This is a genomic window from Escherichia sp. WS1450, assembly GCF_046487395.1.
GTDB lineage: Bacteria > Pseudomonadota > Gammaproteobacteria > Enterobacterales > Enterobacteriaceae > Escherichia > Escherichia coli.
Genome location: NZ_JBJQJO010000004.1, coordinates 115,263 through 141,174, shown reverse-complemented (window position 1 = coordinate 141,174; position 25,912 = coordinate 115,263). Strand labels below are relative to the sequence as shown.

At 50.9% G+C, this 25,912-nt stretch carries 20 protein-coding genes, 1 tRNA gene and 2 pseudogenes; 12 read left to right on the top strand and 11 right to left on the bottom strand.

The window, feature by feature from the left end:
* Nucleotides 1–13 precede the first annotated feature (13 nt).
* Complete coding sequence (locus ACJHYR_RS06550) at nt 14–265, top strand: ogr/Delta-like zinc finger family protein (RefSeq protein WP_029400762.1); 252 nt, start codon at nt 14–16, stop codon at nt 263–265.
* A 142-nt stretch (nt 266–407) separates the two neighbouring features.
* Here the strand turns inward: ACJHYR_RS06550 and ACJHYR_RS06545 are convergent, their stop codons facing one another.
* Nucleotides 408–623 (bottom strand): hypothetical protein, encoded by a 216-nt coding sequence (locus ACJHYR_RS06545; RefSeq protein ID WP_001236182.1) that lies wholly within the window; start codon nt 621–623, stop codon nt 408–410.
* Nucleotides 624–1,300: 677 nt separating this feature from the next.
* On the opposite strand from ACJHYR_RS06545, the gene ACJHYR_RS06540 reads away from it, so the two are divergent.
* The gene (locus tag ACJHYR_RS06540) at nt 1,301–1,441 is read left to right on the top strand and encodes a Hok/Gef family protein (RefSeq protein ID WP_000078913.1); all 141 of its coding nucleotides are present in this window, start codon (nt 1,301–1,303) and stop codon (nt 1,439–1,441) included.
* A gap of 2,580 nt (nt 1,442–4,021) precedes the next feature.
* Here ACJHYR_RS06540 and serS read toward each other — a convergent pair.
* From serS to lrp, 5 genes are all read right to left on the bottom strand, one after another.
* A complete protein-coding gene (gene serS, locus ACJHYR_RS06535; protein WP_000886683.1) occupies nt 4,022–5,314 on the bottom strand; it encodes a serine--tRNA ligase in 1,293 nt (430 codons plus the stop codon).
* 90 nt (nt 5,315–5,404) lie between these two features.
* Complete coding sequence (rarA, locus tag ACJHYR_RS06530) at nt 5,405–6,748, bottom strand: replication-associated recombination protein RarA (RefSeq protein WP_000067755.1); 1,344 nt, start codon at nt 6,746–6,748, stop codon at nt 5,405–5,407.
* A gap of 10 nt (nt 6,749–6,758) precedes the next feature.
* Nucleotides 6,759–7,370: an outer membrane lipoprotein chaperone LolA gene (gene lolA / locus ACJHYR_RS06525; RefSeq protein ID WP_001305929.1), complete on the bottom strand. Its 612-nt coding sequence runs from the start codon at nt 7,368–7,370 to the stop codon at nt 6,759–6,761.
* 158 nt (nt 7,371–7,528) lie between these two features.
* Nucleotides 7,529–11,596: a DNA translocase FtsK gene (ftsK, locus tag ACJHYR_RS06520; RefSeq protein WP_042018323.1), complete on the bottom strand. Its 4,068-nt coding sequence runs from the start codon at nt 11,594–11,596 to the stop codon at nt 7,529–7,531.
* Nucleotides 11,597–11,730: 134 nt separating this feature from the next.
* Entirely contained in the window at nt 11,731–12,225 is a 495-nt protein-coding gene (lrp, locus tag ACJHYR_RS06515; RefSeq protein ID WP_000228473.1) for a leucine-responsive transcriptional regulator Lrp, read from the bottom strand.
* 544 nt (nt 12,226–12,769) lie between these two features.
* Between lrp and trxB the strand changes: the two genes are divergently transcribed.
* From trxB to ACJHYR_RS06470, 9 genes and pseudogenes are all read left to right on the top strand, one after another.
* Nucleotides 12,770–13,735: a thioredoxin-disulfide reductase gene (trxB, locus tag ACJHYR_RS06510; protein ID WP_000537432.1), complete on the top strand. Its 966-nt coding sequence runs from the start codon at nt 12,770–12,772 to the stop codon at nt 13,733–13,735.
* Nucleotides 13,736–13,857: 122 nt separating this feature from the next.
* Nucleotides 13,858–15,624: a heme ABC transporter permease/ATP-binding protein CydD gene (gene cydD, locus ACJHYR_RS06505; RefSeq protein ID WP_001043583.1), complete on the top strand. Its 1,767-nt coding sequence runs from the start codon at nt 13,858–13,860 to the stop codon at nt 15,622–15,624.
* On the top strand, nt 15,625–17,346 hold the full coding sequence (cydC, locus tag ACJHYR_RS06500; protein ID WP_001202195.1) for a heme ABC transporter ATP-binding protein/permease CydC: 1,722 nt from the start codon (nt 15,625–15,627) through the stop codon (nt 17,344–17,346). It begins immediately after the preceding gene.
* Between the two features lie 41 nt (nt 17,347–17,387).
* Complete coding sequence (aat, locus tag ACJHYR_RS06495) at nt 17,388–18,092, top strand: leucyl/phenylalanyl-tRNA--protein transferase (RefSeq protein WP_072837460.1); 705 nt, start codon at nt 17,388–17,390, stop codon at nt 18,090–18,092.
* Nucleotides 18,093–18,237: pseudogene (locus tag ACJHYR_RS06490) on the top strand (hypothetical protein); the annotation flags it as partial.
* Between the two features lie 59 nt (nt 18,238–18,296).
* Nucleotides 18,297–18,449 (top strand): annotated as a pseudogene (locus tag ACJHYR_RS06485) (hypothetical protein); the annotation flags it as partial.
* Nucleotides 18,377–18,595: a translation initiation factor IF-1 gene (gene infA / locus ACJHYR_RS06480; protein ID WP_001040187.1), complete on the top strand. Its 219-nt coding sequence runs from the start codon at nt 18,377–18,379 to the stop codon at nt 18,593–18,595. The pseudogene ACJHYR_RS06485 and the gene infA, both read left to right, overlap by 73 nt.
* A gap of 253 nt (nt 18,596–18,848) precedes the next feature.
* Nucleotides 18,849–18,936: transfer RNA gene (locus ACJHYR_RS06475), tRNA-Ser, on the top strand.
* A 124-nt stretch (nt 18,937–19,060) separates the two neighbouring features.
* A complete protein-coding gene (locus ACJHYR_RS06470; protein ID WP_012602745.1) occupies nt 19,061–19,459 on the top strand; it encodes a hypothetical protein in 399 nt (132 codons plus the stop codon).
* 117 nt (nt 19,460–19,576) lie between these two features.
* On the opposite strand, the gene clpA is transcribed toward ACJHYR_RS06470, so the two are convergent.
* From clpA to yljB, 3 genes are all read right to left on the bottom strand, one after another.
* Nucleotides 19,577–21,853, bottom strand: a complete 2,277-nt coding sequence (gene clpA / locus ACJHYR_RS06465) for an ATP-dependent Clp protease ATP-binding subunit ClpA (RefSeq protein ID WP_000934041.1) — start codon at nt 21,851–21,853, stop codon at nt 19,577–19,579.
* Between the two features lie 30 nt (nt 21,854–21,883).
* Nucleotides 21,884–22,204, bottom strand: a complete 321-nt coding sequence (gene clpS / locus ACJHYR_RS06460) for an ATP-dependent Clp protease adapter ClpS (RefSeq protein WP_000520781.1) — start codon at nt 22,202–22,204, stop codon at nt 21,884–21,886.
* 98 nt (nt 22,205–22,302) lie between these two features.
* Complete coding sequence (gene yljB / locus ACJHYR_RS06455) at nt 22,303–22,377, bottom strand: protein YljB (protein ID WP_001406719.1); 75 nt, start codon at nt 22,375–22,377, stop codon at nt 22,303–22,305.
* Nucleotides 22,378–22,526: 149 nt separating this feature from the next.
* Between yljB and cspD the strand changes: the two genes are divergently transcribed.
* The gene (gene cspD / locus ACJHYR_RS06450) at nt 22,527–22,751 is read left to right on the top strand and encodes a cold shock-like protein CspD (protein ID WP_000410785.1); all 225 of its coding nucleotides are present in this window, start codon (nt 22,527–22,529) and stop codon (nt 22,749–22,751) included.
* Nucleotides 22,752–22,822: 71 nt separating this feature from the next.
* On the opposite strand, the gene macB is transcribed toward cspD, so the two are convergent.
* Nucleotides 22,823–24,769 (bottom strand): macrolide ABC transporter ATP-binding protein/permease MacB, encoded by a 1,947-nt coding sequence (gene macB, locus ACJHYR_RS06445; protein ID WP_000188187.1) that lies wholly within the window; start codon nt 24,767–24,769, stop codon nt 22,823–22,825.
* Nucleotides 24,766–25,881, bottom strand: coding sequence for a macrolide transporter subunit MacA (macA, locus tag ACJHYR_RS06440; RefSeq protein ID WP_001544419.1), 1,116 nt, complete (start codon nt 25,879–25,881; stop codon nt 24,766–24,768). Before macA ends, macB begins: the two co-directional genes overlap by 4 nt.
* Between the last annotated feature and the right edge of the window lie 31 nt (nt 25,882–25,912).

Sequence of the window (25,912 nt, the reverse complement as noted above, 5' to 3'; positions counted from 1 at the left end):
ATAAGGAGAAGCCATGTTCCGTTGTCCCCTATGCGGTGCATCCGCACGTATCCGCACCAGTCGCAATGAAAATGATTCAGGCACAGTTCGCCTGAAGTACTACCAGTGCAATAACCTCGAATGCGGGATCGGCTTTACCACACTGGAGGGTTTTAACAAATTCACATCAAAACGCGCCCCGTCGCCGCAGGGTACAGAGCGGATACCGTGGGAAGATTTTCCGGGATCTCACAGGGGGAATACTCAGATTAATCTTGATATTTAAGAACAATAATCAGGTTGAGAGGACATCATAAGGCAAGTAGATTAACGGCAGATACTTTCCCGCAACCACGGGCAAGTATTTAATTATCCATGATGAAATATGACCTAAATTGTTTTTTGCCCGCCGGAAAGCGGGCATTTTTTTATTCTTTTGTGGTTATGGGGTCATCAGGAACCACGTGCAGATTATATTTTTGTTTTTTTGGCGTTCCTCCGGCAGCAACGAGTTCATCAATAAGACACTGACACGCCTGAACATCCCGGGCATGTCTTAGTTTCACCTTTATTGATTTAACCTTATCCTCACCGGAGGAGAAATGCAGTTCAATCTCAATATCGTTTCTTCGGAACAATCTCATACGCCCCCTGAATATATCAGAAATACTAGTATCGAAAAATGAGAAAACAGTTAGACAGGAGAAACATATTAACACAAATCATTTATACCTATAGATGAAATTATAATTTCATTCATGAATATGATAGATAACTATATTGTGAACAAAATGAAAAATGACTAAATTAAAAATGGGCATGGAGGAATGCCCGGTTATCAATATAATGTGACGTAGATCATTGTTTTGCCCGCCGGAGAGCGGGCATTTTTTTTGCGCCTGCCATCGAGGCGCCTTCCCTGGCGCACACAAAGCAGCCCTGATTTTCCATGAAAACTTCAGGGTTGAGCTGCGGGCACAAAGTGAGTAGATTAGCTACGGGTACCTCCCCCTGACAACAGGAAGGGTGTCCATTATCCATGATATACAAACGAAAAGTCTTGTTTTTTGCCCGCCGAAGCGCGGGCATTTTTTTATGCATCAGACAAGATACAGCCCACCCCAACTGACACCTGAAATATTGCCGCAACAAAAAGAAACAGTTAAATTACGCGCGGGTGCCTTTCGGCTGATGGCCGGAGGGAAAACCTGAAGGCCGGATGTGGAAAGGCCCCGGAAAACATTTCTGTTTAACCGAGGCCCTAACCGCATTACCTTGACAAGTGAAAGGTTAGCGCCTCTCCGGAAAAGGAGCAAGTGCTATGTCGCAAAAATCGCTTACGGCCATCACGTTCTGCGTGACGGCAATCCTCATCATCTGGATATTGCACGGTTCGCTGTGCGAAATACGGATGAGCTTCTGGGGAGCGGAGTTTGCGGCGTTCTTACAATGTAAGAAGTAAGGAAACCGCGACGGGGGAGCAATCCCCCGTCAATCGGTTGCCAGGGTAAGGTCGATAAGGCACCCTATCTCACAGACATGAACAACAAACCCGCAGCATAAAAACTGCGGGTTTTCTTTTTGGTGTCCTCACCGACTTGAAACAGTGATCAGACTATAAGACAAAGCCCGCAATGTTGCGGGCTTACTCTACCTCTCGAAAATGTGGTCACTGCGTGGACATACGCTGATACAAATCCTTTATATCAATAAATTAAATCTTTGTTTTTTTCATCAACAATGATTTAACCTTATCCTCACCGGAGGAGAAATGCAGTTCAATCTCAATATCGTTTCTGTGGAACAGCCTCATAAGACAACCTCCTGAATTCATCAGAAACACAGTCAACTGAAAACCAGAAAGCAGACAAACAGTGGACACACATTAATACAAATCATTTATACCTATAGATGAAATTGCAGTTTCATCTATAACATGACAGGTAACAATATTGTGAAAAAACTCAAAACTCGTTAGATTAAAGATGGACAGAGCAATGCTACTTTATCAATAACATGTAACCTGTACTTCCTTATTTTGCCCGCCGAAGCACGGGCATTTTTTTTGCGCCTGCCATCGAGGCGCCTTCCCTGGCGCACACAAAGCAGCCCTGATTTTCCATGAAAACTTCAGGGTTGAGCCAAAAGCACAAAGACAGTAGATTAACCACGGGTGCCTTCCACCTGACAACAGGAAGGGTGTCCAGTATCAATGACAGACAACTCACATTGCTGTTTTGCCCGCCGGAAAGCGGGCATTTTTTTATTCTTTTGTGGTTATTGGGTCATCAGGAACAACATGCAGATTATGCTTTGATTTTTTTGGTGTTATTACAGCAGCAACGAGTTTATTAATAAGACACTGACATGCCTGAACATCCCTGACATATCATAATTTCACTTTATTTTTTTAGCTTGTCCTTTCTGGAGCAGAAATATCTCAACATCGTTTCTGTGGAACAACCTCATTTGCCCCTGAATGTATCATAAATATCAGCATCGGAAAACCAACAGCAATACAGAAGAAACATGTTAATGCAAATCACTTATACCTATAGATGAAATTACAGTTTTGTTCATAAATATGATAAGTAACTATATTGTGAATAAAATGAAAACTAGCTAAATTAAACGTGGGCATGGTGGAATGCCTCGTAATCAATAATACATGATCCGTACTTCCTTGTTTTGCCCGCCGGAAAGCGGGCATTTTTTTGGCGGTTACCATCGCCTCACCTTCCTGGTTCACATGAAGCAACCCTGATTTTCCATGAAAACTTCAGGGTTGAGACAAAAGCACAAAGACAGTAGATTAACCACGGGTACCTTCCACCTGACAACAGGAAGGCTGTCCAGTATCAATGACAGACAACTCACATTGCTGTTTTGCCCGCCGGAAAGCGGGCTTTTTTTGGCAGTTATCATAGCCGCACCTTCCTGGCACATATGAAGCAACCCTGATTTTCCATGAAAACTTCAGGGTTGAGACAAAAGCACAAAAACAGTAGATTAACCACGGGTGCCTGCCACCTGACAACAGGAAGGGGTGTCCATTATCCATGATATACAAACGAAAAGTCTTGTCTTTTGCCCGCCAAAGCGCGGGCATTTTTTATGCATCAGACAAGATACAGCCCACCCCAACTGACACCTGAAATATTGCCGCAACAAAAAGAAACGGGTGCCTTTCGGCTGATGGCCGGAGGGAAAACCTGAAGGCCGGATGTGGAAAGGCCCCGGAAAACATCTGTGTTTAACCGAGGCCTGACCCTTCCTACCGTGACAAGTGGAAGGTTAGCGCCTCTTTGTAAAAGGAGCAAGCGCTATACCGCAAAAAACGATTATTGTTGGCATTTTATGCCTGACAATAACCCTGGTCATCTGGATGGTCCACGATTCGTTATGTGAATTCAGCTTTGATATCTGGGGAGCGCGTTTTGCGGCGTTCTTGCAGTGTAAACCGTAAGAAACCGCAGCGGGGGAGAAATTCCCCGCTATCCGGTTGTTGGGGTGGGCCGATATGGCGCCCTTTCCCTGTAGAGACAAAACAAAAAACCAGATTTGCCCGCCATTGAGAGGGCTTTTTTGTCACCCTCACCAGTGAGGGCATCATCATTCAGAGGCGCGTAAGCCACCCGGCGTTAACATCCTGCCTGTCAACCCTGGCCGCAGAGTCTGAACGGCAGGTACCGGAAGGAGTACCAAAAACATCCCTGACAAGTTCCGCCACCTTCCCGATATCATCAGGTGTCACATTCCTCACCTCGGCCGTGATCCGTGGCGTACCATCATCGTTAACAAGAGTGGCTTTAAAGCTGGTGCGAAGGGAAAACAACATCAACATCCCCTCCCTTTGGTTCGTTGCACTGACGGCACGACACCATCAGGAAAAAGAAAAGCCCACAACGTCAGTATTGTGGACTTTTTTCTTCAAAGATGGACATTATCTGGACACATGAAAATAAAATCCATTTATTTTCATATAGTTAAGTACCATGCAAAAGCGCCCGCAGGCGCTTTTTAGATTCAGAAAAATTGGGTATTAGCCAATATATTCCAGTCCGTTCATATACGGACGCAGAACTTCTGGTACTTCAATACGACCATCAGCCTGCTGATAGTTTTCCATTACTGCAACCAGCGTACGACCAACAGCCAGACCAGAACCGTTCAGGGTATGAACCAGACGGGTTTTCTTGTCCGACTTGCTGCGGCAACGTGCCTGCATACGACGTGCCTGGAAATCCCAAACGTTGGAGCAGGAAGAGATCTCACGGTAGGTGTTCTGTGCCGGGATCCATACTTCCAGGTCGTAAGTTTTGCAAGCGCCAAAGCCCATGTCGCCAGTGCAAAGGATGATTTTACGGTACGGCAGGCCCAGCAACTGCAGGACTTTTTCTGCATGACCAGTCATCTCTTCCAGCGCCGCCATTGAGTCTTCCGGGCGCACGATCTGCACCATTTCAACTTTGTCGAACTGGTGCATACGGATCAGACCACGGGTGTCACGACCATATGAACCGGCTTCAGAACGGAAGCATGGGGTGTGGGCGGTCATCTTAATTGGCAGATCATCTTCATCGATGATTTCACCGCGCACCAGGTTGGTCAGCGGAACTTCTGCCGTTGGGATCAGCGCATAGTTACTGGTGTCTGCTTCTTCTTCCAGCGGACGAGTATGGAACAGATCGCCAGCAAATTTCGGCAGCTGACCCGTACCGTACAGCGTGTCTTGGTTAACCAGGTACGGAACATAGTTCTCACTGTAGCCATGCTGTTCGGTATGCAGATCCAGCATAAACTGCGACAGTGCGCGGTGCATGCGAGCAATCTGCCCTTTCATTACCACAAAGCGGGAACCGGTCAACTTAACTGCGGCTGCAAAGTCGAGGCCAGAGTGCATTTCCCCCAGCGTCACATGGTCACGAACTTCAAAGTCAAACTCACGCGGGGTACCCCAGCGGCTGACTTCAACGTTGTCATTTTCGTCTTTACCTACCGGCACTTCATCTGCAGGCAGGTTAGGGATGGTCAGCGCGATATCGCGAATTTCAGCCTGTAAAGCATCCAGCTCGGCTTTTGCTGCATCCAGCTCTTCGCCCAGTTTGTTCACTTCCAGACGTAAAGGCTCGATATCTTCCCCGCGCGCTTTCGCCTGGCCAATGGATTTCGATCGGGAGTTACGCTCCGCTTGCAGGTTTTCCGTTTTGACCTGCAATACTTTACGACGCTCTTCAAGAGCGCCCAGCTTATCTACATCCAGCTTAAAGCCCCGGCGTGCCAGTTTTTCAGCGACTGCGTCTGGCTCATTACGCAGCAGATTGGGATCGAGCATGCTTATCCTGTGCTTATCGAATTAAATGGGAGATGTGGCCACAGCCTGCGACCACAGGGATACAGTAACAACATTACCGCAACGATAACATTAACGGTAGCGTTTTATGGGGCTATTTTGATCCTGTTCAGCCAGCCAGGCGAGCTTTTCGCCAATCTTGCCTTCAAGGCCCCTGTTTGTCGGGAAATAATAGCGTGTTTGTGCTATTTCCGGCGGGAAGTAAACCTCACCGGCAGCATAAGCGTTTGCTTCATCATGAGCGTAACGATATTCCTGCCCGTAGCCCATTTCCTTCATTAATTTCGTCGGCGCATTACGCAAATGAACCGGCACGTCATAATCCGGACGTTCGCGAGCATCGGCCAGCGCGGCTTTAAACGCGGTGTAGACAGCGTTGCTTTTTGGCGCGCAGGCGAGGTAAACAATCGCCTGAGCAATGGCGCGTTCTCCTTCCGCCGGGCCAACTCGGGTAAAGCAATCCCAGGCCGCAATTGCCACCTGCATCGCTCGTGGATCAGCATTACCCACATCTTCCGACGCTATCGCCAGACAGCGACGCGCGACATATAACGGATCGCCACCGGCAGTAATAATTCGCGCATACCAGTACAGCGCCGCATCGGGTGCGCTACCACGTACCGACTTATGCAGTGCGGAAATGAGATCGTAAAAGCGATCGCCTTTGTTATCAAAGCGGGCGCTACGTTCACCGGCGATTTCGGTCAGTAATTCAGGCTTCAGGACCCGCTTACCGCTATCATCGACTTCGGCCATATCCGCCATCATTTCCAGCGTATTTAACGCCCGGCGCGCGTCGCCATTCACCAGTTCAGCAATGGCGCGTCGCGTTTCATCTGGCAGAACTATATCCTGACCACCATAGCCACGGGTTTTGTCTTCCATCGCCTGAGTAAGCACCTGCTCAATATCCTCTGTACTCAGGGATTTCAGCAGATAGACACGGGCACGGGAAAGCAGTGCCGAGTTAAGTTCAAACGACGGGTTTTCAGTGGTTGCGCCAATAAAAGTGATGGTGCCGTCTTCAATATGTGGCAGAAATGCATCCTGCTGGCTTTTGTTGAATCGGTGAACTTCGTCAACAAAAAGAATAGTGCGGCGACCAGCATTGCGGTTTTGCCGAGCGCGCTCGATCGCCTCGCGAATCTCTTTCACGCCAGAAGTAACGGCAGAAATACGTTCCACATCAGCGTTCGCATAGCGGGCAATCACTTCAGCGAGGGTTGTTTTGCCGGTACCCGGCGGCCCCCAGAGGATCATAGAATGCAAATGCCCGGCTTCGATAGCGCGCGGCAACGGCTTCCCCGCAGCCAGCAAATGTTGCTGGCCGATATACTGTGCTAAATTTTCTGGCCGCATACGCGCGGCCAGAGGTTGAAAAGTATTATCCGAAAAATCGAGCGACAGATTGCTCACTCAGGTGCCTCTACTTACGTTGATCATCTACCGTGACGCCTTGCGGCGGGGTGAAGGTAAATTTCGCTGCTTCCACAGCCCCATTTTGCTGGGATTTCAGTTGATAACTGCTGCGCTGATCGTCCTGCTCCACCGCGCTAAACTGATGGATCGTGCCATCACGTCCCACGTTAATGGTGAACTGCTTCAGATTGCCATTGCTGGCTTTCGGCGTCAGGACAAAGTCATCGCCATTCTGTTTGATATTGTACTGCTGCCAGTCGCTGGACTGGTTGCGGGCAATCAGCATAAACGGCGTATTACCGGTGGCATCTTTCAGCCAGGTTGCCGTAGCTTGCTCAACGAACGGGTTATAGAACCACAGTGTTTTACCGTCAGAAACCAGAATGCTTTCATCAGGTTGAGTCATATGCCAGTTGAATAAGTTTGGACGTTTCACCCACAGATCGCCCTGACCTTCCTGCACCGCCGCGCCGCTACCGTCAGTCACTTTTTGTGTGAAGCTGGCGTGGAAGCTGCTGACTTTATCCAGGCGGCTTTTCAGATCGCTTGCGGCATCAGCCCAAACGCTGCTTGCTACTAAGCTTGAGAGTAATGCACAGGTGATGGCAATTTTTTTCATCATTATTCCTCAAATTACGTCACTCCCGACCGGGAGTTCCCTCTACTCTCTATTCCAGGCTAATAATCAGCTTGAGGAAAGAAGAAAATACTGAATTTTCAGTTGATAGAGTGCCGGATGCAACGCTACCGCGCCTTATCCGGCCTACGATGCATTAATTAGTCAAACGGCGGTGGGGCCAGCACTTCACGATTACCGTTGTGCCCCTGTTCGCTGACAATCCCCTGCGCTTCCATCTGTTCGATAATACGCGCTGCACGGTTATAACCAATGCGGAACTGACGCTGTACGCCAGAAATTGATGCTTTGCGTTTTTCAGTGACAAACTGCACCGCCTGATCGAACAACGGATCCAGTTCTTCAGCGCCATCGAAACCGCCCGCGCCACCTTCGCTTTCACTGTCGGAGGTGATGCCATCAACATACTGTGGGCGACCACGCGCTTTCCAGTCCTGCACCACGGCATGAACTTCCTGATCGCGAACAAAAGCACCATGAACACGTACCGGCAACGTGGAGTTCGGCCCAGAGTAAAGCATATCCCCCATACCCAGCAGTGATTCCGCGCCAGCCTGATCAAGAATGGTACGTGAGTCAATCTTACTGGATACGGTAAAGGCGATACGGGTCGGAATATTCGCTTTAATCAGACCAGTAATAACATCAACCGATGGACGCTGCGTTGCCAGTACGAGGTGGATACCCGCGGCACGGGCTTTTTGCGCCAGACGTGCTATAAGCTCTTCCACTTTTTTACCTACCGTCATCATCAGGTCGGCAAATTCGTCCACCAACACCACAATGTACGGTTCTTTTTTCAGCACCGGATGCTGGGCATCCATACTGTCACCCGGCTTCCAGTACGGGTCTGGAATCGGACGCATCATGCGATCGGCTTCAGCAATTTTTTCGTTATAACCCGCCAGATTACGCACACCTAGGGCGGACATCAGCTTATAACGACGTTCCATTTCATTTACGCACCAGCGCAAAGCGTTGGCAGCATCTTTCATGTCGGTAACGACTTCCGTTAACAGATGCGGAATGCCTTCATAAACCGAAAGCTCCAGCATTTTCGGGTCGATCATGATGAAACGCACATCTTCTGGCTGTGCTTTATAAAGCATGCTCAGGATCATCGCGTTCACCCCGACAGACTTACCGGAACCGGTAGTCCCCGCAACCAACAAGTGCGGCATTTTCGCCAGATCGGCAACCACCGGCTCACCGGCGATATCTTTACCCAGCACCACGGTTAATGGCGACGGATTATCGCGGAATTTGGCGTTATCCAATACTTCGCGCAGATAAACGGTTTGTCGTTTTTTATTCGGTAACTCCAGACCTACATAGGGTTTGCCAGGAATAACTTCAACGACACGCACCGCCACCGTCGAAAGTGAACGGGCAAGGTCCCGTGACAAGTTAGAAATGCGCGCCGCTTTTACGCCCGGTGCCAGGTTAAGTTCAAAGCGAGTGATAACCGGCCCCGGAGAGTAATTGACGACATCGGCTTTAATACGGAAATCAGCCAGACGCGCTTCCACCAGGCGCGCCATTTGTTCAAGCGCAAAGGTATCTACCGGCTCCACTTCGCTCGGCGGCGGCGTCAGCAAATCCAGAGAAGGCAGCGGCGTCGTCGGTTTATGCAACGGACGGCTGTCACCATTGCGCATCAACAGCGGATGAAGCAGGGTATCCTGCGGCTGTGGCGCAACTGGCTGTTGTGGCTGCTGATACTGCGGCTGCGGTGCAACCGGTTGTTGCAGCTGTTGATACTGCTGCTGCGGCGCAACCGGCTGTTGCGGCTGCTGATATTGCTGCTGTGGCGCAACCGGTTGTTGCGGCTGCTGATATTGTGGCTGCGGCGCAACCTGCTGTTGTGGCTGCTGATACTGCTGCTGCGGCGCAACCGGCTGTTGTGGCTGCTGATACTGCTGCTGCGGTGCAACCGGTTGTTGCGGCTGCTGTACAGGTTCAACAATTGGCGTAAACAACGGTTCGTGTGGACCATCATCCAGCAACGCTTTCATTGGCGAAAATTCAAAATCATCCAGCGAGAACGGATTCGCCCCAGCCGGTTGTTCGCCGGAATAACGTTGTTGTTGAGTTTGCGCAAACTGACGAGCCAGTTCAGCCTCTGCCGCAGCATCTGCATCTTCTGCGTTTACGGGCACATCATGTTGATACTGTTCGCCATAGCGTTGCTGCTGTGTCTGGGCGAACTGACGTGCCAGTTCATCCTGCTGCATCGCATCGATTTCATCATCGTTGTACTGATCGCCAGAATCGTACTGATTGCGCTGGGCTTCACGGGCTTTTTCTTCCGCCGCACGCTGTGAGGGCAGCTTAATACCGTAAGACGCCAATTCACGACGAGTTGGCACGCGGATACGTTTCGGTCGTGGCAACTGCGGGCCAATCCCCTCTTTGACCTGCGGACGCGGTCCACCGCTATTTGCCAGACTGAAGACTGGCGCGGCAACGGTTGCGGCAGCCCCCGTCGCCAGTGTCGCTTTTTTCACGCCAGATGCCAGCGGAGAAACAGCGGCAGCGGCTTCTACTGGAGGTACTGCTGCAACAGAAGGTGCTTTCAGCGAAGATTTGATCGGTTCTGGTTCTTTAACCGGTTCTGGAATCGGTTGATACCAGGCCGCAAGTTGTTCACGTTCACGGGCTCGCTTCTCTTCCACTTCTTCAAAGTAGTAAAGCGGCGGACGCGCGGGTTTTGTCTCTTCTACAACGGGTTCAGGCTCCACAACAGGCTGCTGTTCAACAGGTTGCGGCTGTTGGTACAACGGCTCCTGAGCGACTGGCTGCTGATAAGTTTGCTCAGTCTGGTATGTAGACTGTGGAGCAAAAGTGGATTGCTGCTCTTCGGCTTGCCAGGCGTTACCTGCCACCGATTGTTCTGGCGCAGGGGCGTAATACGACTGTTGCGCAGACTGTTCCGGCGCAGTTGCGTAATACGGTTGCTGAACAGGTTGTTCCGCCGCAGGCGCATAATACGGCTGCTGTGGCTGTACAGGTTGTTGCAGCGGCTCATTATATTGCACTGCAGGCTGCGCATATTGTGGCTGCTGTGGGTAACCTTCCGGTGCAGGAGCAATCACCGGCTCTCCCGTTTGTGGCCCCGGTACAGGCTGCCAGGCTACTGTAGGTTGTGCAGGTGCAACATCAACAGAGGCAACAGATGGCGTCTGAGTCACAGGTTCAACCGGTGCAGCCCAGCTTTGCGTCGCCGTGGTAGCAGCAGCTGCTACAGCAACAGGTTCGGTAATTGGCGCACCGTTTAATAATGGATCGTACTCGTCATATTCTGGCTGCGTTGCACGATTGCCCGAAAAGAGGACGTCGTCAGGGTCGGCAGCCACACCGCGTGCAGTGTAGGTAATCTCTTCGTCATCATCCATCCGCTTACCGGAGAACAACGCAGCGTCTGTTTGCCGCCCCATCGGATTAATGAATTTTTCCGCCAACCGTTTACGACGCGCTAGCGCGCCGCGAAGAATACGAGCACGGCGTGATTCATGCTGTTTGCCGTGATTTTCATCTTCATACTCTTCGTCATCTTCATACTCATCTTCATCGACCCAGGTATCATCGCGACGGGTACGATTACTGGCGAAGGTAAGAATATTTAAAATCCAGCCGCCGAGTTTTTCAGCAATGGTCACCCATGACCAACCGGTGAACAGCGTCAGGCCCGCTGCCCAAACGCAGAGCAGCGCAATAGTTCCCCCGCTACTGTGTAGCAGTGGTTGTAGCGTAGTGCTTAGTAAGCTGCCAATGACGCCACCGGAGGCAAAATACCAGATATCGTCAGCGTTGATTGCCGCCAGACCACAGGAGGTAAGGATGAGCGCCAAAACGCCAATGATGCGTAGCGAAACGGCAAAATAATCAATGTATTCGTCGCTGGACTGATGACGCCAGGCAAACCAACAACCGCCGACAATAATGACGGGAATGGTGTAAGCCATCACGCCAAAAATAAAGAACAGCGTATCTGCCAGCCACGCACCGGGCATCCCACCTAAATTATGGATAGGTTCATGCCAGGCCGTTTGCGACCAGCTGGGGTCCGAAGGGTTAAAGCTTAGTAAGGCAGCCATCAACCAGACGGCAAACAGGACAATAAGGATCAGCAACGCCTCCAGAAGGCGGCGGCCGCTACTTAACTTTGTCAATGTGACTTCTTTGTCTTCAGTGTATTCCTGGCTCAAGAAAGGCTCTCCAGGTTACAGGCTTTTCCTGCCCGATGCTAAAACGGACAACAGTACCAGGTTACCCCAGTACTGTTGCTGTATGGATTAACAGGAGTGTAATCAAAATACGCCGATTTTGCACCTGTTCCGTGTTAGCGCGTCTTAATAACCAGACGATTACTCTGCTTGACTTCTTCCATAACAACGTATGTCCGTGTGTCATTGACGCCAGGCAGACGCAGCAGGGTTTCCCCCAGCAACTTACGGTAAGCTGACATATCCGGCACGCGTGTTTTCAACAGGTAGTCGAAATCACCGGATACTAAATGACACTCCTGAATTTCTTCAAGTTTTTGTACAGCGGTATTGAATTGTTCAAACACATCCGGTGCGCCACGATTCAGAGTAATCTCAACGAATACCAGAAGTGATGCATCCAGATAATGGGGGTTCAGCAGCGCCGTATAGCCCTGAATAAACCCTTGTCTTTCCAGCCGACGCACACGCTCAAGGCACGGCGTTGGGGAAAGTCCCACACGTTTAGAAAGCTCGACGTTAGAAATACGCCCATCCTTTTGCAACTCATTAAGAATGTTACGATCGATACGGTCGAGATCTTTGCCAGGGCGCTTCTTGCTATCTACCATTATTATTGTCTCTCTGTATTCCTTCCCTACTCCTGTCTGACCCTGAAACATCACTGTTCAGAGTCGCTACCCGTCACGATAGACCGAAATCATGAAGATTCACGGCGCGCAATGCCTGGGTCTACGGTGAGAAGACCGTTGCCTTGTGGCAGCTATCGACATCACGAATGGCGTCTGTCCACGCCATACGTAGATTTCACTAGCACGGTAAACATGGTATTTACATGCATGGTTATGCGCATATAAGAATACTGTTTTTTTTCTTCCTCGAATGTTTTCGCAAAACACCAGGGGATTGTCAAAGCAAAACATCGATTTTTAGTACAACATGCCAGATATTCATTACCAGAGGCGTTTATTCATCATTTAATTGGCTTATAAAGCGGGAAATTTAAGTAGCAGAGGTGATAATGACGGGAGAATTTGACCGTCTTATCGATGCTGCCGATTGCACAAATTGTTAACAAAATCGTCATACTCTTTTTTTACGTCTGTAAATTCCCTACAATTCTGCCCATTGTCTGCCAACAACTATGGGGATCTCATGGGCACGACCAAACACAGTAAACTGCTTATCCTGGGTTCAGGCCCGGCGGGATACACCGCTGCTGTCTACGCGGCGCGCGCCAACCTGCAACCTGTGCTGATTACCGGCATGGAAAAAGGCGGCCAACTGACCACCACCACGGAAGTGGAAAACTGGCCTGGCGATCCAAACGATCTGACCGGTCCGTTATTAATGGAGCGCATGCACGAACATGCCACCAAATTTGAAACTGAAATCATCTTTGATCACATCAACAAAGTTGATTTGCAGAATCGTCCGTTCCGTCTGACTGGCGATAGCGGCGAATATACTTGCGACGCGCTGATTATTGCCACCGGAGCTTCTGCACGCTATCTCGGCCTGCCATCTGAAGAAGCCTTTAAAGGCCGTGGAGTTTCTGCTTGTGCAACCTGCGACGGTTTCTTCTATCGCAACCAGAAAGTTGCGGTCATCGGCGGCGGCAATACCGCGGTTGAAGAGGCGCTGTATCTGTCTAACATCGCTTCGGAAGTGCATCTGATTCACCGCCGTGACGGTTTCCGCGCGGAAAAAATACTTATTAAGCGTCTGATGGATAAAGTGGAGAACGGCAACATCATTCTACACACCAACCGTACGCTGGAAGAGGTGACCGGCGATCAGATGGGCGTCACTGGCGTTCGTCTGCGCGATACGCAAAACAGCGATAACATCGAGTCACTCGACGTTGCCGGTCTGTTTGTTGCTATCGGTCACAGCCCGAATACTGCCATTTTCGAAGGGCAGCTGGAACTGGAAAACGGCTACATCAAAGTACAGTCGGGTATTCATGGTAATGCCACCCAGACCAGCATCCCTGGCGTCTTTGCCGCAGGCGACGTGATGGATCACATTTATCGCCAGGCTATTACATCTGCTGGTACAGGCTGCATGGCAGCACTTGATGCGGAACGCTACCTCGATGGTTTAGCTGACGCAAAATAATTTTACAAATCAGTAACAAAAGTAAAGAAGGCGACACCATGCGACTATGGGTCGCCTTTATTTTTTCCTCGTTGTAACATTGCTCTGCAAATAATTCTGATAACTCACCTGCTAAGCGTGCAATGAATAAATCCCGTCAAAAAGAGTTAACCCGCTGGTTAAAACAGCAAAGCGTCATCTCCCAACGTTGGCTGAATATTTCTCGTCTGCTGGGCTTTGTGAGCGGCATATTGATCATTGCCCAGGCCTGGTTCATGGCGCGAATTCTGCAACATATGATTATGGAGAATATTCCCCGTGAAGCCCTGCTGCTTCCCTTTACGTTACTGGTTCTGACCTTTGTACTGCGCGCATGGGTGGTCTGGTTACGCGAACGGGTGGGTTATCACGCCGGGCAGCATATCCGCTTTGCCATCCGCCGTCAGGTTCTCGACCGTCTGCAACAAGCAGGGCCAGCGTGGATTCAGGGTAAACCGGCGGGGAGCTGGGCGACGCTGGTACTCGAGCAAATTGACGATATGCATGATTACTATGCACGCTACCTGCCGCAAATGGCGCTGGCAGTGTCGGTGCCGTTGCTGATTGTGGTGGCTATCTTCCCCTCTAACTGGGCTGCGGCGCTCATTCTGCTGGGCACTGCTCCGTTAATTCCGTTGTTTATGGCGCTGGTTGGAATGGGGGCTGCCGATGCTAACCGACGTAACTTTCTCGCTCTTGCTCGCTTAAGTGGGCATTTTCTCGATCGCCTGCGCGGCATGGAAACATTGCGTATTTTTGGTCGTGGTGAAGCTGAAATTGAAAGTATTCGTTCTGCTTCGGAAGATTTCCGCCAACGGACAATGGAAGTGCTACGGCTGGCGTTTTTATCCTCCGGCATTCTCGAATTTTTTACCTCGCTGTCAATTGCTCTGGTGGCGGTCTACTTTGGTTTTTCCTATCTCGGCGAGCTGGATTTTGGTCACTATGATACTGGCGTGACGCTGGCTGCGGGTTTTCTGGCCCTGATCCTTGCGCCGGAGTTTTTCCAGCCATTACGCGATCTCGGTACGTTTTATCATGCTAAAGCCCAGGCTGTTGGCGCAGCTGACAGTCTGAAAACGTTTATGGAAACCCCGCTCGCCCATCCGCAACGTGGTGAGGCGGAATTAGCATCAACCGATCCGGTGACCATTGAAGCCGAGGATCTGTTTATTACATCACCAGAAGGTAAAACGCTGGCTGGACCGCTGAACTTTACTTTGCCAGCAGGCCAACGTGCAGTGTTGGTTGGTCGCAGCGGTTCAGGTAAAAGCTCACTGCTGAACGCGCTTTCTGGTTTTCTCTCATATCAGGGATCGCTACGAATCAACGGGATAGAATTACGCGATTTATCACCGGAATCATGGCGTAAACATCTCTCCTGGGTTGGGCAAAACCCACAATTACCGGCAGCAACACTACGGGATAACGTACTACTGGCACGACCTGATGCCAGCGAACACGAGTTACAAACAGCGCTGGATAACGCCTGGGTCAGTGAGTTTCTACCGCTCCTGCCACAAGGCGTTGATACGCCTGTTGGCGACCAGGCTGCCCGCCTTTCCGTGGGGCAGGCACAGCGCGTGGCGGTGGCCCGAGCATTACTAAATCCCTGTTCGCTATTACTGTTGGATGAACCCGCTGCCAGCCTTGATGCTCACAGTGAACAGCGCGTAATGGAGGCGCTTAATGCCGCCTCTCTGCGCCAGACAACGTTAATGGTCACCCACCAGTTAGAAGATCTTGCTGACTGGGATGTCATTTGGGTAATGCAGGATGGTCAGATTATTGAGCAAGGACGTTACGCGGAATTAAGTGTGGCTGGTGGCCCATTCGCCACATTACTGGCCCATCGTCAGGAGGAGATTTAAATGCGCGCTTTGCTACCCTATCTGGCACTGTATAAACGTCATAAATGGATGTTAAGTCTTGGTATTGTGCTGGCAATTGTCACGCTGCTCGCCAGTATCGGTCTGTTGACACTTTCCGGCTGGTTCCTCTCGGCCTCAGCGGTAGCGGGGGTTGCCGGACTGTACAGCTTCAACTATATGCTACCCGCTGCGGGCGTGCGTGGTGCAGCAATCACCCGTACTGCCGGGCGCTATTTTGAACGTCTGGTAAGTCACGACGCGACTTTCCGCGTGTTGCAGCATCTGCGCATTTATACCTTCAGCAAATTGCTGCCCCTCTCCCCTGCAGGACTGGCGCGCTATCGTCAGGGCGAATTGCTCAACCGCGTGGTGGCGGATGTTGATACGCTCGATCATCTTTACCTGCGCGTTATCTCGCCGCTGGTGGGCGCTTTTGTGGTGATTATGGTGGTGACAATCGGGTTAAGTTTCCTTGATTTCACCCTCGCCTTTACGCTGGGCGGCATTATGTTACTGACGCTTTTCCTTATGCCACCACTGTTTTATCGTGCGGGAAAAAGCACCGGGCAAAATCTGACTCATCTTCGCGGGCAGTATCGCCAACAACTGACGGCCTGGCTGCAAGGGCAAGCTGAGCTGACCATTTTTGGTGCCAGCGATCGTTATCGCACGCAGTTAGAGAATACCGAAATTCAGTGGCTGGAAGCGCAACGTCGTCAATCTGAACTCACCGCATTGTCGCAAGCGATAATGCTGCTCATTGGCGCGTTAGCGGTGATCCTGATGCTGTGGATGGCGTCTGGCGGCGTTGGCGGCAATGCTCAACCCGGCGCGTTAATTGCCCTGTTTGTCTTCTGCGCGTTAGCCGCGTTTGAAGCACTGGCACCAGTAACGGGTGCATTTCAGCATCTGGGGCAAGTCATTGCCTCTGCCGTTCGGATCACTGACTTAACGGATCAAAAACCGGAAGTCACCTTCCCTGATACCCAAACTCGTGTTGCCGATCGCGTTTCGCTGACGTTACGGGATGTTCAATTCACTTATCCGGAGCAATCCCAACAGGCACTTAAAGGGATTTCTCTTCAGGTAAACGCCGGGGAACATATAGCGATTCTCGGGCGAACCGGATGCGGCAAATCAACACTGTTACAACTGCTGACCCGCGCATGGGACCCGCAACAAGGCAAGATTTTGCTTAACGATAGCCCCATAGCCAGCCTGAATGAAGCGGCTCTACGACAGACCATCAGCGTTGTTCCTCAGCGAGTGCATCTGTTTAGCGCCACGCTGCGTGATAATCTGTTACTCGCCTCACCTGGCAGTAGTGATGAGGCTCTGGCGGAGATCTTGCGTCGCGTTGGTCTGGAGAAGCTGCTCGAGGATGCAGGTCTCAACAGTTGGTTGGGTGAAGGCGGACGCCAGCTCTCCGGTGGTGAACTGCGCCGTCTGGCTATCGCCCGTGCGCTGTTACATGATGCGCCGCTGGTATTGCTGGATGAACCTACAGAAGGCTTAGATGCCACAACCGAAAGTCAGATCCTTGAATTGCTTGCAGAAATGATGCATGAGAAAACGGTGTTAATGGTCACCCATCGACTTCGCGGACTCTCTCGTTTCCAACAAATAATAGTGATGGACAACGGGCAAATTATTGAGCAAGGTACTCACGCAGAACTGCTTGCCAGACAGGGGCGTTATTACCAGTTCAAGCAGGGTTTGTAAGCTATTATTGAACGATCCGACTTGCGTGGAGTTTTGCGGTCATGCGCCTGGTTCAGCTTTCTCGCCATTCAATAGCCTTCCCTTCCCCGGAAGGCGCATTACGTGAGCCTAACGGCCTGCTGGCACTGGGGGGCGATCTTAGCCCTGCGCGCCTGTTAATGGCTTACCAGCGTGGTATTTTTCCGTGGTTTTCTCCAAGCGACCCCATCCTCTGGTGGTCGCCCGATCCTCGCGCGGTGCTTTGGCCTGAATCACTGCATATCAGCCGTAGTATGAAGCGATTTCATAAACGCTCGCCCTATCGAGTCACGATGAATTACGCTTTTGGTCAGGTCATTGAAGGCTGTGCCAGCGATCGCGAAGAAGGAACCTGGATCACGCGTGGCGTGGTCGAAGCCTACCATCGCCTTCACGAACTCGGTCATGCCCACTCTATTGAAGTCTGGCGTGAAGATGAGCTTGTCGGCGGTATGTACGGCGTGGCCCAGGGAACGCTATTTTGTGGCGAGTCCATGTTCAGCCGGATGGAAAATGCGTCTAAAACGGCGCTTCTGGTATTCTGTGAGGAATTTATTGGTCATGGCGGTAAACTTATCGACTGCCAGGTCCTTAACGATCACACAGCGTCGCTTGGTGCCTGCGAAATTCCCCGCCGGGATTACCTCAATTATCTCAATCAAATGCGCCTCGGACGATTGCCGAATAATTTCTGGGTACCACGGTGCTTGTTTTCACCACAAGAATGAATGTTTTCGGCACATTTCTCCCCAGAGTGTTATAATTGCGGTCGCAGAGTTGGTTACGCTCATTACCCCGCTGCCGATAAGGAATTTTTCGCGTCAGGTAACGCCCATCGTTTATCTCACCGCTCCCTTATACGTTGCGCTTTTGGTGCGGCTTAGCCGTGTGTTTTCGGAGTAATGTGCCGAACCTGTTTGTTGCGATTTAGCGCGCAAATCTTTACTTATTTACAGAACTTCGGCATTATCTTGCCGGTTCAAATTACGGTAGTGATACCCCAGAGGATTAGATGGCCAAAGAAGACAATATTGAAATGCAAGGTACCGTTCTTGAAACGTTGCCTAATACCATGTTCCGCGTAGAGTTAGAAAACGGTCACGTGGTTACTGCACACATCTCCGGTAAAATGCGCAAAAACTACATCCGCATCCTGACGGGCGACAAAGTGACTGTTGAACTGACCCCGTACGACCTGAGCAAAGGCCGCATTGTCTTCCGTAGTCGCTGATTGTTTTACCGCCTGATGGGCGAAGAGAAAGAACGAGTAAAAGGTCGGTTTAACCGGCCTTTTTATTTTGTGATATGTATGAAGTACTTTGGAAGTATAAATCCATAACTTGTCTCGATGTAGATATACTGCACAACTTGTTTACAGTATGAGCAAACAATAATTATCATTAAAATTCTTCTTGACCGTTTTACTCCAACTCCCTATAGTAGCGCCCCGTTGCCACCCATGAGGTTTGGCAGCAAAACAATTTGGTGAGGTGTCCGAGTGGCTGAAGGAGCACGCCTGGAAAGTGTGTATACGGCAACGTATCGGGGGTTCGAATCCCCCCCTCACCGCCATATTCAAAGAAGAGCTCGTACGAAAGTGCGAGCTTTTTTTTCGCATATTGCACTCCAGGGGGGATGAGAAGCCCCGACCGGGGTTCGACAACTGGCGCAGCCAGTTGGACAGACCACGAACACAGTGAGTGGGCTGCCCGCAGGGCGAGCGAAGCGAGTCAATCCCCCCCTCACCGTCATATTTAAAGAAAAGCGCGTACGAAAGTACGAGCTTTTTTCGCATTTTATCTGCCTGTTCGACAGTGAACCAGCAGAGGAGCAACAGTTCGTTAAGTACGAATTTCTAAGCAGCCTGTACGGCAGTGAACCATCAACATCCACTTCATTTGCCGAATACAGCTTTCTAAGCTGCCTGTACGGCAGTGAACGCGTTCGCAAAGGTTTTACCGCACCCCGTCGATTTCTAAGCTGCCTGTACGGCAGTGAACTCAAATACTACACGTTTAGCTCGTTGTTAATAAAGCAAAATCATCTCATTTTCCTGCTGGCACCCTTTTTTATTCTTACCTTCCAGCACCATTAATTATCAACAACTTACCTTCACCTCCAAAAATAGGGTTTTCACCGCCCCAGCCTACAAACAAAAAGTCCGTAACCTCTTTCGAGATTACGGACTTCACCAACCTACCTGACAATCAGATTAATGCGCTGCTTCCGCCTTGTGCTTTTGTGCACTCTGGAATCCATAAGTCAGCTCATTTTTCTCTTTATCCAGCGCAACCGTCACCTGACCGCCGTCCACCAGCGAACCAAACAACAGTTCGTTGGCGAGCGGTTTTTTCAGGTTGTCCTGGATGACACGCGCCATCGGACGTGCGCCCATTGCCCGGTCGTAACCTTTCTCGGCCAGCCAGTTACGCGCTTCCTGGCTCACTTCCAGAGAAACACCTTTCTGATCCAACTGAACCTGCAACTCGACGATGAATTTATCCACTACCTGATGGATCACGTCGGTGGAGAGATGATCGAACCAGATAATGTTGTCGAGACGGTTACGAAACTCCGGCGTAAAGATCTTCTTGATCTCTTCCATCGCATCGGTACTGTTGTCCTGGTGGATAAGACCAATCGATTTACGCTCAGTTTCTCGTACCCCAGCGTTGGTGGTCATCACCAATACCACGTTACGGAAGTCCGCTTTGCGTCCGTTGTTATCGGTCAGCGTACCGTTGTCCATCACCTGCAACAGAATATTGAACACGTCCGGGTGCGCTTTCTCGATTTCGTCCAGCAGCAGCACCGCATGTGGATGCTTGATGACCGCATCAGTCAGCAAACCGCCCTGATCAAAACCAACGTATCCCGGAGGCGCACCAATCAGACGGCTGACGGTATGGCGTTCCATATACTCGGACATATCAAAGCGCAGAAGCTCAATGCCCAAAGCTTTCGAAAGCTGTACCGTCACCTCTGTTTTCCCGACCCCGGTAGGGCCTGCAAACAGGAACGAACCGACCGGTTTATGTTCGTGACCTAAACCTGCACGCGCCATCTTAATGGCTTCAGTCAGCGCCTCAATGGCTTTATCCTGACCGAAGACCAGCATTTTCAGGCGATCGCCGAGGTTTTTCAGGGTATCGCGGTCACTCTGCGAAACACTCTTCTCTGGAATGCGCGCAATACGGGCCACCACGGACTCAATATCCGCCACATTAACGGTTTTCTTGCGTTTGCTTACCGGCATCAGGCGTGCGCGAGCGCCCGCTTCGTCGATAACGTCAATGGCTTTATCCGGCAGATGACGATCGTTAATGTATTTCACCGCCAGCTCTACCGCTGCACGCACCGCTTTTGCGGTATAACGCACGTCGTGGTGCGCTTCATACTTCGGTTTCAGGCCATTGATGATTTGAACAGTTTCTTCGATCGACGGTTCAGTAATATCAATTTTCTGGAAGCGACGCGCCAGAGCACGGTCTTTCTCGAAAATGTTGCTGAACTCCTGATAGGTTGTCGAACCAATTACGCGAATTTTACCGCTGGAGAGCAGCGGTTTGATCAGGTTAGCCGCATCGACCTGGCCACCAGAGGCTGCACCCGCACCGATAATGGTGTGGATCTCATCAATAAACAGGATGCTGTTAGTATCCTGCTCCAGCTGCTTGAGCAACGCTTTAAAACGTTTTTCAAAGTCGCCGCGATATTTTGTGCCCGCTAACAGAGAACCGATATCGAGAGAGTAAATCGTACAGTCAGCCATCACTTCCGGCACATCGCCCTGAACAATTCGCCAGGCAAGACCTTCCGCAATCGCGGTTTTACCGACACCAGATTCCCCCACCAGCAGCGGGTTGTTTTTACGGCGACGGCAGAGAACCTGAATAGCACGCTCCAGCTCCTTCTCACGACCAATCAGTGGGTCGATTCCTCCCACGCGCGCAAGCTGATTCAGGTTCGTCGTGAAATTCTCCATACGTTCCTCCCCACCAGCTTGTTCTTCGCTGTTTGGCTGGCTGCCAGGATCAGAAGACTGTGTCGGCTCGTCTTTACGCGTGCCATGAGAGATAAAGTTCACCACATCGAGACGGCTGACTTCATGTTTACGCAACAGATATGCCGCCTGCGACTCCTGTTCGCTAAAAATAGCGACCAGAACGTTTGCACCGGTAACCTCATTGCGACCGGAGGACTGGACATGGAAGACCGCACGTTGCAGTACACGCTGAAAACTCAGCGTCGGCTGTGTGTCGCGCTCCTCTTCACTGGCAGGCAGAACGGGTGTGGTTTGTTCAATAAAGGCTTCCAGTTCCTGACGGAGCGCAACCAAATCCACAGAACACGCTTCCAGCGCCTCCCGGGCAGATGGGTTACTGAGCAGCGCCAGTAACAAGTGCTCGACGGTCATAAACTCATGACGGTGCTCGCGCGCTCTGGCGAAAGCCATATTTAAACTGAGTTCCAGTTCTTGATTGAGCATAGGCACCTCCCCCAATTTTTATGCCTGCATTCAGGCTTTTTCTAGCGTACACAGCAATGGATGCTCATTCTCCCTCGCGTACTTGTTCACCATCGCCACTTTGGTTTCTGCAACCTCGGCGGTAAAGACTCCGCAAATGGCCTTCCCCTGGTAGTGAACAGCGAGCATCAATTGCGTTGCACGTTCTACATCATAAGAAAAGAATTTTTGTAACACGTCAATAACAAACTCCATCGGAGTGTAATCATCATTGACTAATATCACTTTATACATAGATGGCGGTTTTAGCGCGTCGCGAACTTTTTCTTCCGCCAGTTGATCAAAGTCCAGCCAGTCGTTCGTTTTACCCATTGTCAGTTATCATCTTCGGTTACGGTTATCGGCAGAACGCCCTGCCGCTGACAAGAGCTTATTTGCCTGACCAATCTACTCCACATGATAGATAACTATCATCTATCGTTGGCATCAGCGACATCTGTCACATTCCTGTCAATAGCGTTAACTGCTTCAAATTTTTGATTCATACCTGCCCCCTGGCCCCTGTCAAATGCTTGACGGCTCGCCCTAATTCTCTAAATTGTATTTCTAGAGTTGGCGAGGTTTTGAACAGCCCCCTCTCTGACCCCGGTTTATTCCATCTTACTTGTATAAGATTTGCGAAGGATGTCGAAGCATGGAAAAGGGTACTGTTAAGTGGTTCAACAATGCCAAAGGGTTTGGTTTCATCTGCCCTGAAGGCGGCGGCGAAGATATTTTCGCTCATTATTCCACCATTCAGATGGATGGTTACAGAACGCTAAAAGCTGGACAATCCGTTCAGTTTGATGTCCACCAGGGGCCAAAAGGCAATCACGCCAGTGTTATTGTGCCCGTCGAAGTAGAAGCGGCAGTCGCATAGCTCTTCTGTCTCATTGTGTACATCCTAAAGGCAAAATGCCAGCCCGATCGGCTGGCATTTTTATCTCAAAATTACTCTCGTGCCAGAGCATCTACTGGATCCAGTCGTGCCGCATTTCGTGCGGGTAACCAGCCAAATAAAATCCCGGTGACCGTCGAGCAGAGAAACGCCAGCAGCAGCGCCAAAGGTGAAAAACCAATCTCCCAGCCGGGTAAGAAAAGCTGCAAGGTGAAAGCAATTAACAGTGACAGTGTTATTCCCAACGCGCCACCGACCAGGCAAACCAGCACGGCTTCGATCAGGAACTGTTGCAAAACATCGCTTGCTCGCGCACCTACAGCCATGCGAATGCCAATTTCCCGCGTCCGCTCGGTCACTGACACCAGCATAATATTCATTACACCAATACCGCCCACCACCAGCGAAATCACCGCCACCAGCGTAAGAAACAGTTGTAAAGTACGTGTGGTCTTTTCAACGGTTTTCAAGACGCCGTCCATGTTCCAGGTAAAGAAATCCTTCTTACCGTGGCGCAGTGAAAGTAAACGCGTGAGTTGCTGTTCCGCCTCGGCGCTGTCAAATCCTTCTTTCACCCTGACAGTAATGGAGTTCAGCCACGACTGGCCCATAACTCGCCCGGACATCGTGCTGTAAGGTAGCCAGACACGCAGCACTTTACTGCTACCAAACATCGACTGTTTTTCTTCCGCCACACCAATGACTCTGGCGGGCATATTGCCGACCAGAATCACCTCGCCAACCACATCTGCTTTATGGGGGAAAAGCTGGCGGCGAGTATTACTGTCGAGCACCACCACCTGCGCACGACCGTTCAGCTGCTCCTGATTAAAGGTGTTCCCTTCACTGAAGGTCATGCCATAGACATTAAAATAATCGCCGCTCACGCCATTGGCACTGGCAGCAACATCAACATTGTTATAACGCAGGCGCAGGTTTTGCGAGACGGCAGGTGTGGCTGAGGCGACCCACGGTTGTTTTTGGATGGCGATTAAGTCATCGTACTTCAGCGCCTGCTGATATTGCGGATCGTCATCGCCAAAATCTTTCCCGGGATAGACATCAATAGTATTCGTACCAATAGAACGAATATCCGCCAGCACCATTTGTTTGGCGGCGTCGCCCACCACGACAATTGAAACCACCGACGCAATACCGATAATAATCCCCAGCATGGTCAGTAAAGTACGCATTTTATTCGCTGCCAGCGCCCTCCATGCCATCGTCAGCGCCTCGTTAAAACCACTGACAAACTGCCGCCAGCCAGAGGCCGTGTTGACAACAGGTTCCGTCCCGCCAGCAACATTCACTTTTTCAACGGCGGGAGGATTGCGCACAATTTCGCCGTCGCGAATTTCGATCACCCGCTCGGCCTGAGCAGCGACCTGCGGATCGTGGGTAACGATAATCACCGTATGCCCGCGATCACGCAGCTGATGCAGGATCGCCATCACCTCTTCGCCAGAATGGCTGTCCAGTGCGCCGGTTGGTTCATCGGCAAGAATTACCTGACCGCCGTTCATCAATGCCCGCGCGATGCTGACGCGCTGTTGCTGACCACCCGAAAGCTGTGCCGGATAATACTCTGTACGGTCTTCCAGCCCCAGTCGTTGCAGCAACTCCTGGGCGCGAAGCAGCCGCTGTTTCCGCTCAAGACCGGCATAGACGGCGGGTACTTCAACGTTCTGCTCGGCGGTTAAATGCGAAAGCAAATGGTAACGCTGGAAAATAAAGCCGAAGTGTTCGCGACGCAGTTGCGCCAGCGCATCGGCGTCCAGCGTGGCAACATCCTGACCGGCTACGCGATAGGTGCCGCTGGTGGCCTTATCCAGGCAGCCGAGAATATTCATCAGGGTCGATTTACCGGAACCCGAAGCGCCGACAATCGCCACCATCTCACCAGCATAAATATCGAGGGTGATGCCCTTCAGCACCTCAACCTGCTCATCACCGGCAGGATAGCTGCGACGAATATCCTTTAATTCGAGCAAAGGCGTCATTGTGCAGCTCCTGGTTTGGCCTCACCAATCACCACTTCATCGCCCGCGTCCAGCCCTTTGACAATCTCAACATCGGTATCGTTACGTGCGCCAATCGTCACTTCACGTTCGCGTGTTTCACCATTACGCAACAATTTGACTTTATAACGATTATCGCCAACCGGATCGCCTAACGCCGACAGAGGGATCGTCAGCACATTTTTCACATCGGTGAGCTGAATATGCACTTGCGCGGTCATATCCAGCCGCAGCAAACCATTGGGGTTGGGGACTTCAAAACGGGCGTAATAGAAAATAGCGTCGTTAACCTTTTCCGGCGTCGGTAGCACATCCTTGATTTGCCCTTCGTAGCGCGTCAGCGGATCGCCAAGCACCGTAAACCAGGCTTTTTGCCCCGGCTTCAGGTGGATTACATCCGCTTCAGAAACCTGCGCTTTTACCAGCATGGTGCTCATATCTGCCAGCGTCAGAATGTTCGGTGCTTGTTGTGCGGCAATCACCGTCTGGCCTTGCAGAGTGGTGATTTGCGTGACTTCCCCGGCCATCGGGGCAACGATGCGGGTGTAATCGAGATTGGTTTTAGCCGTATCGAGTGAGGCCTGATTGCGCTTGATTTGCGCGTCAATGGTGCCAATTTGCGCCTGTTTCACAGCCATCTCCGTCGCGGCGGTATCGAGATCCTGCTGTGAAACCGCCTGCGTTTGTGCCAGACGTTGCTGACGGGAATACGTCACCCGCGCCAGTTTCAGCTCCGCTTCCGCCTGCTGCCGCTGCGCGCGTAGCTCCATCAGCGTTGCTTCCACCTCCTTGATCTGGTTTTCAGCCTGTTCAGGATCAATAACCCCTAAAAGCTGGTCTTTTTTTACTTTATCGCCAATCGCCACCGACAGCGTTTTCAACTGACCGCTGACCTGCGCGCCCACATCAACCTTACGCAGCGCGTCCAGCTTTCCGGTCGCCAGCACGCTTTGCTGTAAATCACCGGGGCGCACAATCAGCGTCTGATAAGTCGGCACGGGTGCGTTAAGAATTCTCCATAACGTAATCAGCCCGGCAATGACTATCACCAGCGCAATAACGTAACGCTTCTTCACGGTTTTCCGCTTTTTCATAAATATTCTGAATACTCCATATGCCAATCCG

Coding starts and splice junctions, on each gene's coding strand:
- ACJHYR_RS06550 (WP_029400762.1), top strand. CDS start 14: ATGTTCCGTTGTCCCCTATGCGGTGCATCCGCACGTATCCGCACCAGT.
- ACJHYR_RS06545 (WP_001236182.1), bottom strand. CDS start 623: ATGAGATTGTTCCGAAGAAACGATATTGAGATTGAACTGCATTTCTCC.
- ACJHYR_RS06540 (WP_000078913.1), top strand. CDS start 1,301: ATGTCGCAAAAATCGCTTACGGCCATCACGTTCTGCGTGACGGCAATC.
- serS (WP_000886683.1), bottom strand. CDS start 5,314: ATGCTCGATCCCAATCTGCTGCGTAATGAGCCAGACGCAGTCGCTGAA.
- lolA (WP_001305929.1), bottom strand. CDS start 7,370: ATGAAAAAAATTGCCATCACCTGTGCATTACTCTCAAGCTTAGTAGCA.
- lrp (WP_000228473.1), bottom strand. CDS start 12,225: ATGGTAGATAGCAAGAAGCGCCCTGGCAAAGATCTCGACCGTATCGAT.
- trxB (WP_000537432.1), top strand. CDS start 12,770: ATGGGCACGACCAAACACAGTAAACTGCTTATCCTGGGTTCAGGCCCG.
- cydD (WP_001043583.1), top strand. CDS start 13,858: ATGAATAAATCCCGTCAAAAAGAGTTAACCCGCTGGTTAAAACAGCAA.
- cydC (WP_001202195.1), top strand. CDS start 15,625: ATGCGCGCTTTGCTACCCTATCTGGCACTGTATAAACGTCATAAATGG.
- aat (WP_072837460.1), top strand. CDS start 17,388: ATGCGCCTGGTTCAGCTTTCTCGCCATTCAATAGCCTTCCCTTCCCCG.
- infA (WP_001040187.1), top strand. CDS start 18,377: ATGGCCAAAGAAGACAATATTGAAATGCAAGGTACCGTTCTTGAAACG.
- clpA (WP_000934041.1), bottom strand. CDS start 21,853: ATGCTCAATCAAGAACTGGAACTCAGTTTAAATATGGCTTTCGCCAGA.
- clpS (WP_000520781.1), bottom strand. CDS start 22,204: ATGGGTAAAACGAACGACTGGCTGGACTTTGATCAACTGGCGGAAGAA.
- cspD (WP_000410785.1), top strand. CDS start 22,527: ATGGAAAAGGGTACTGTTAAGTGGTTCAACAATGCCAAAGGGTTTGGT.
- macB (WP_000188187.1), bottom strand. CDS start 24,769: ATGACGCCTTTGCTCGAATTAAAGGATATTCGTCGCAGCTATCCTGCC.
- macA (WP_001544419.1), bottom strand. CDS start 25,881: ATGAAAAAGCGGAAAACCGTGAAGAAGCGTTACGTTATTGCGCTGGTG.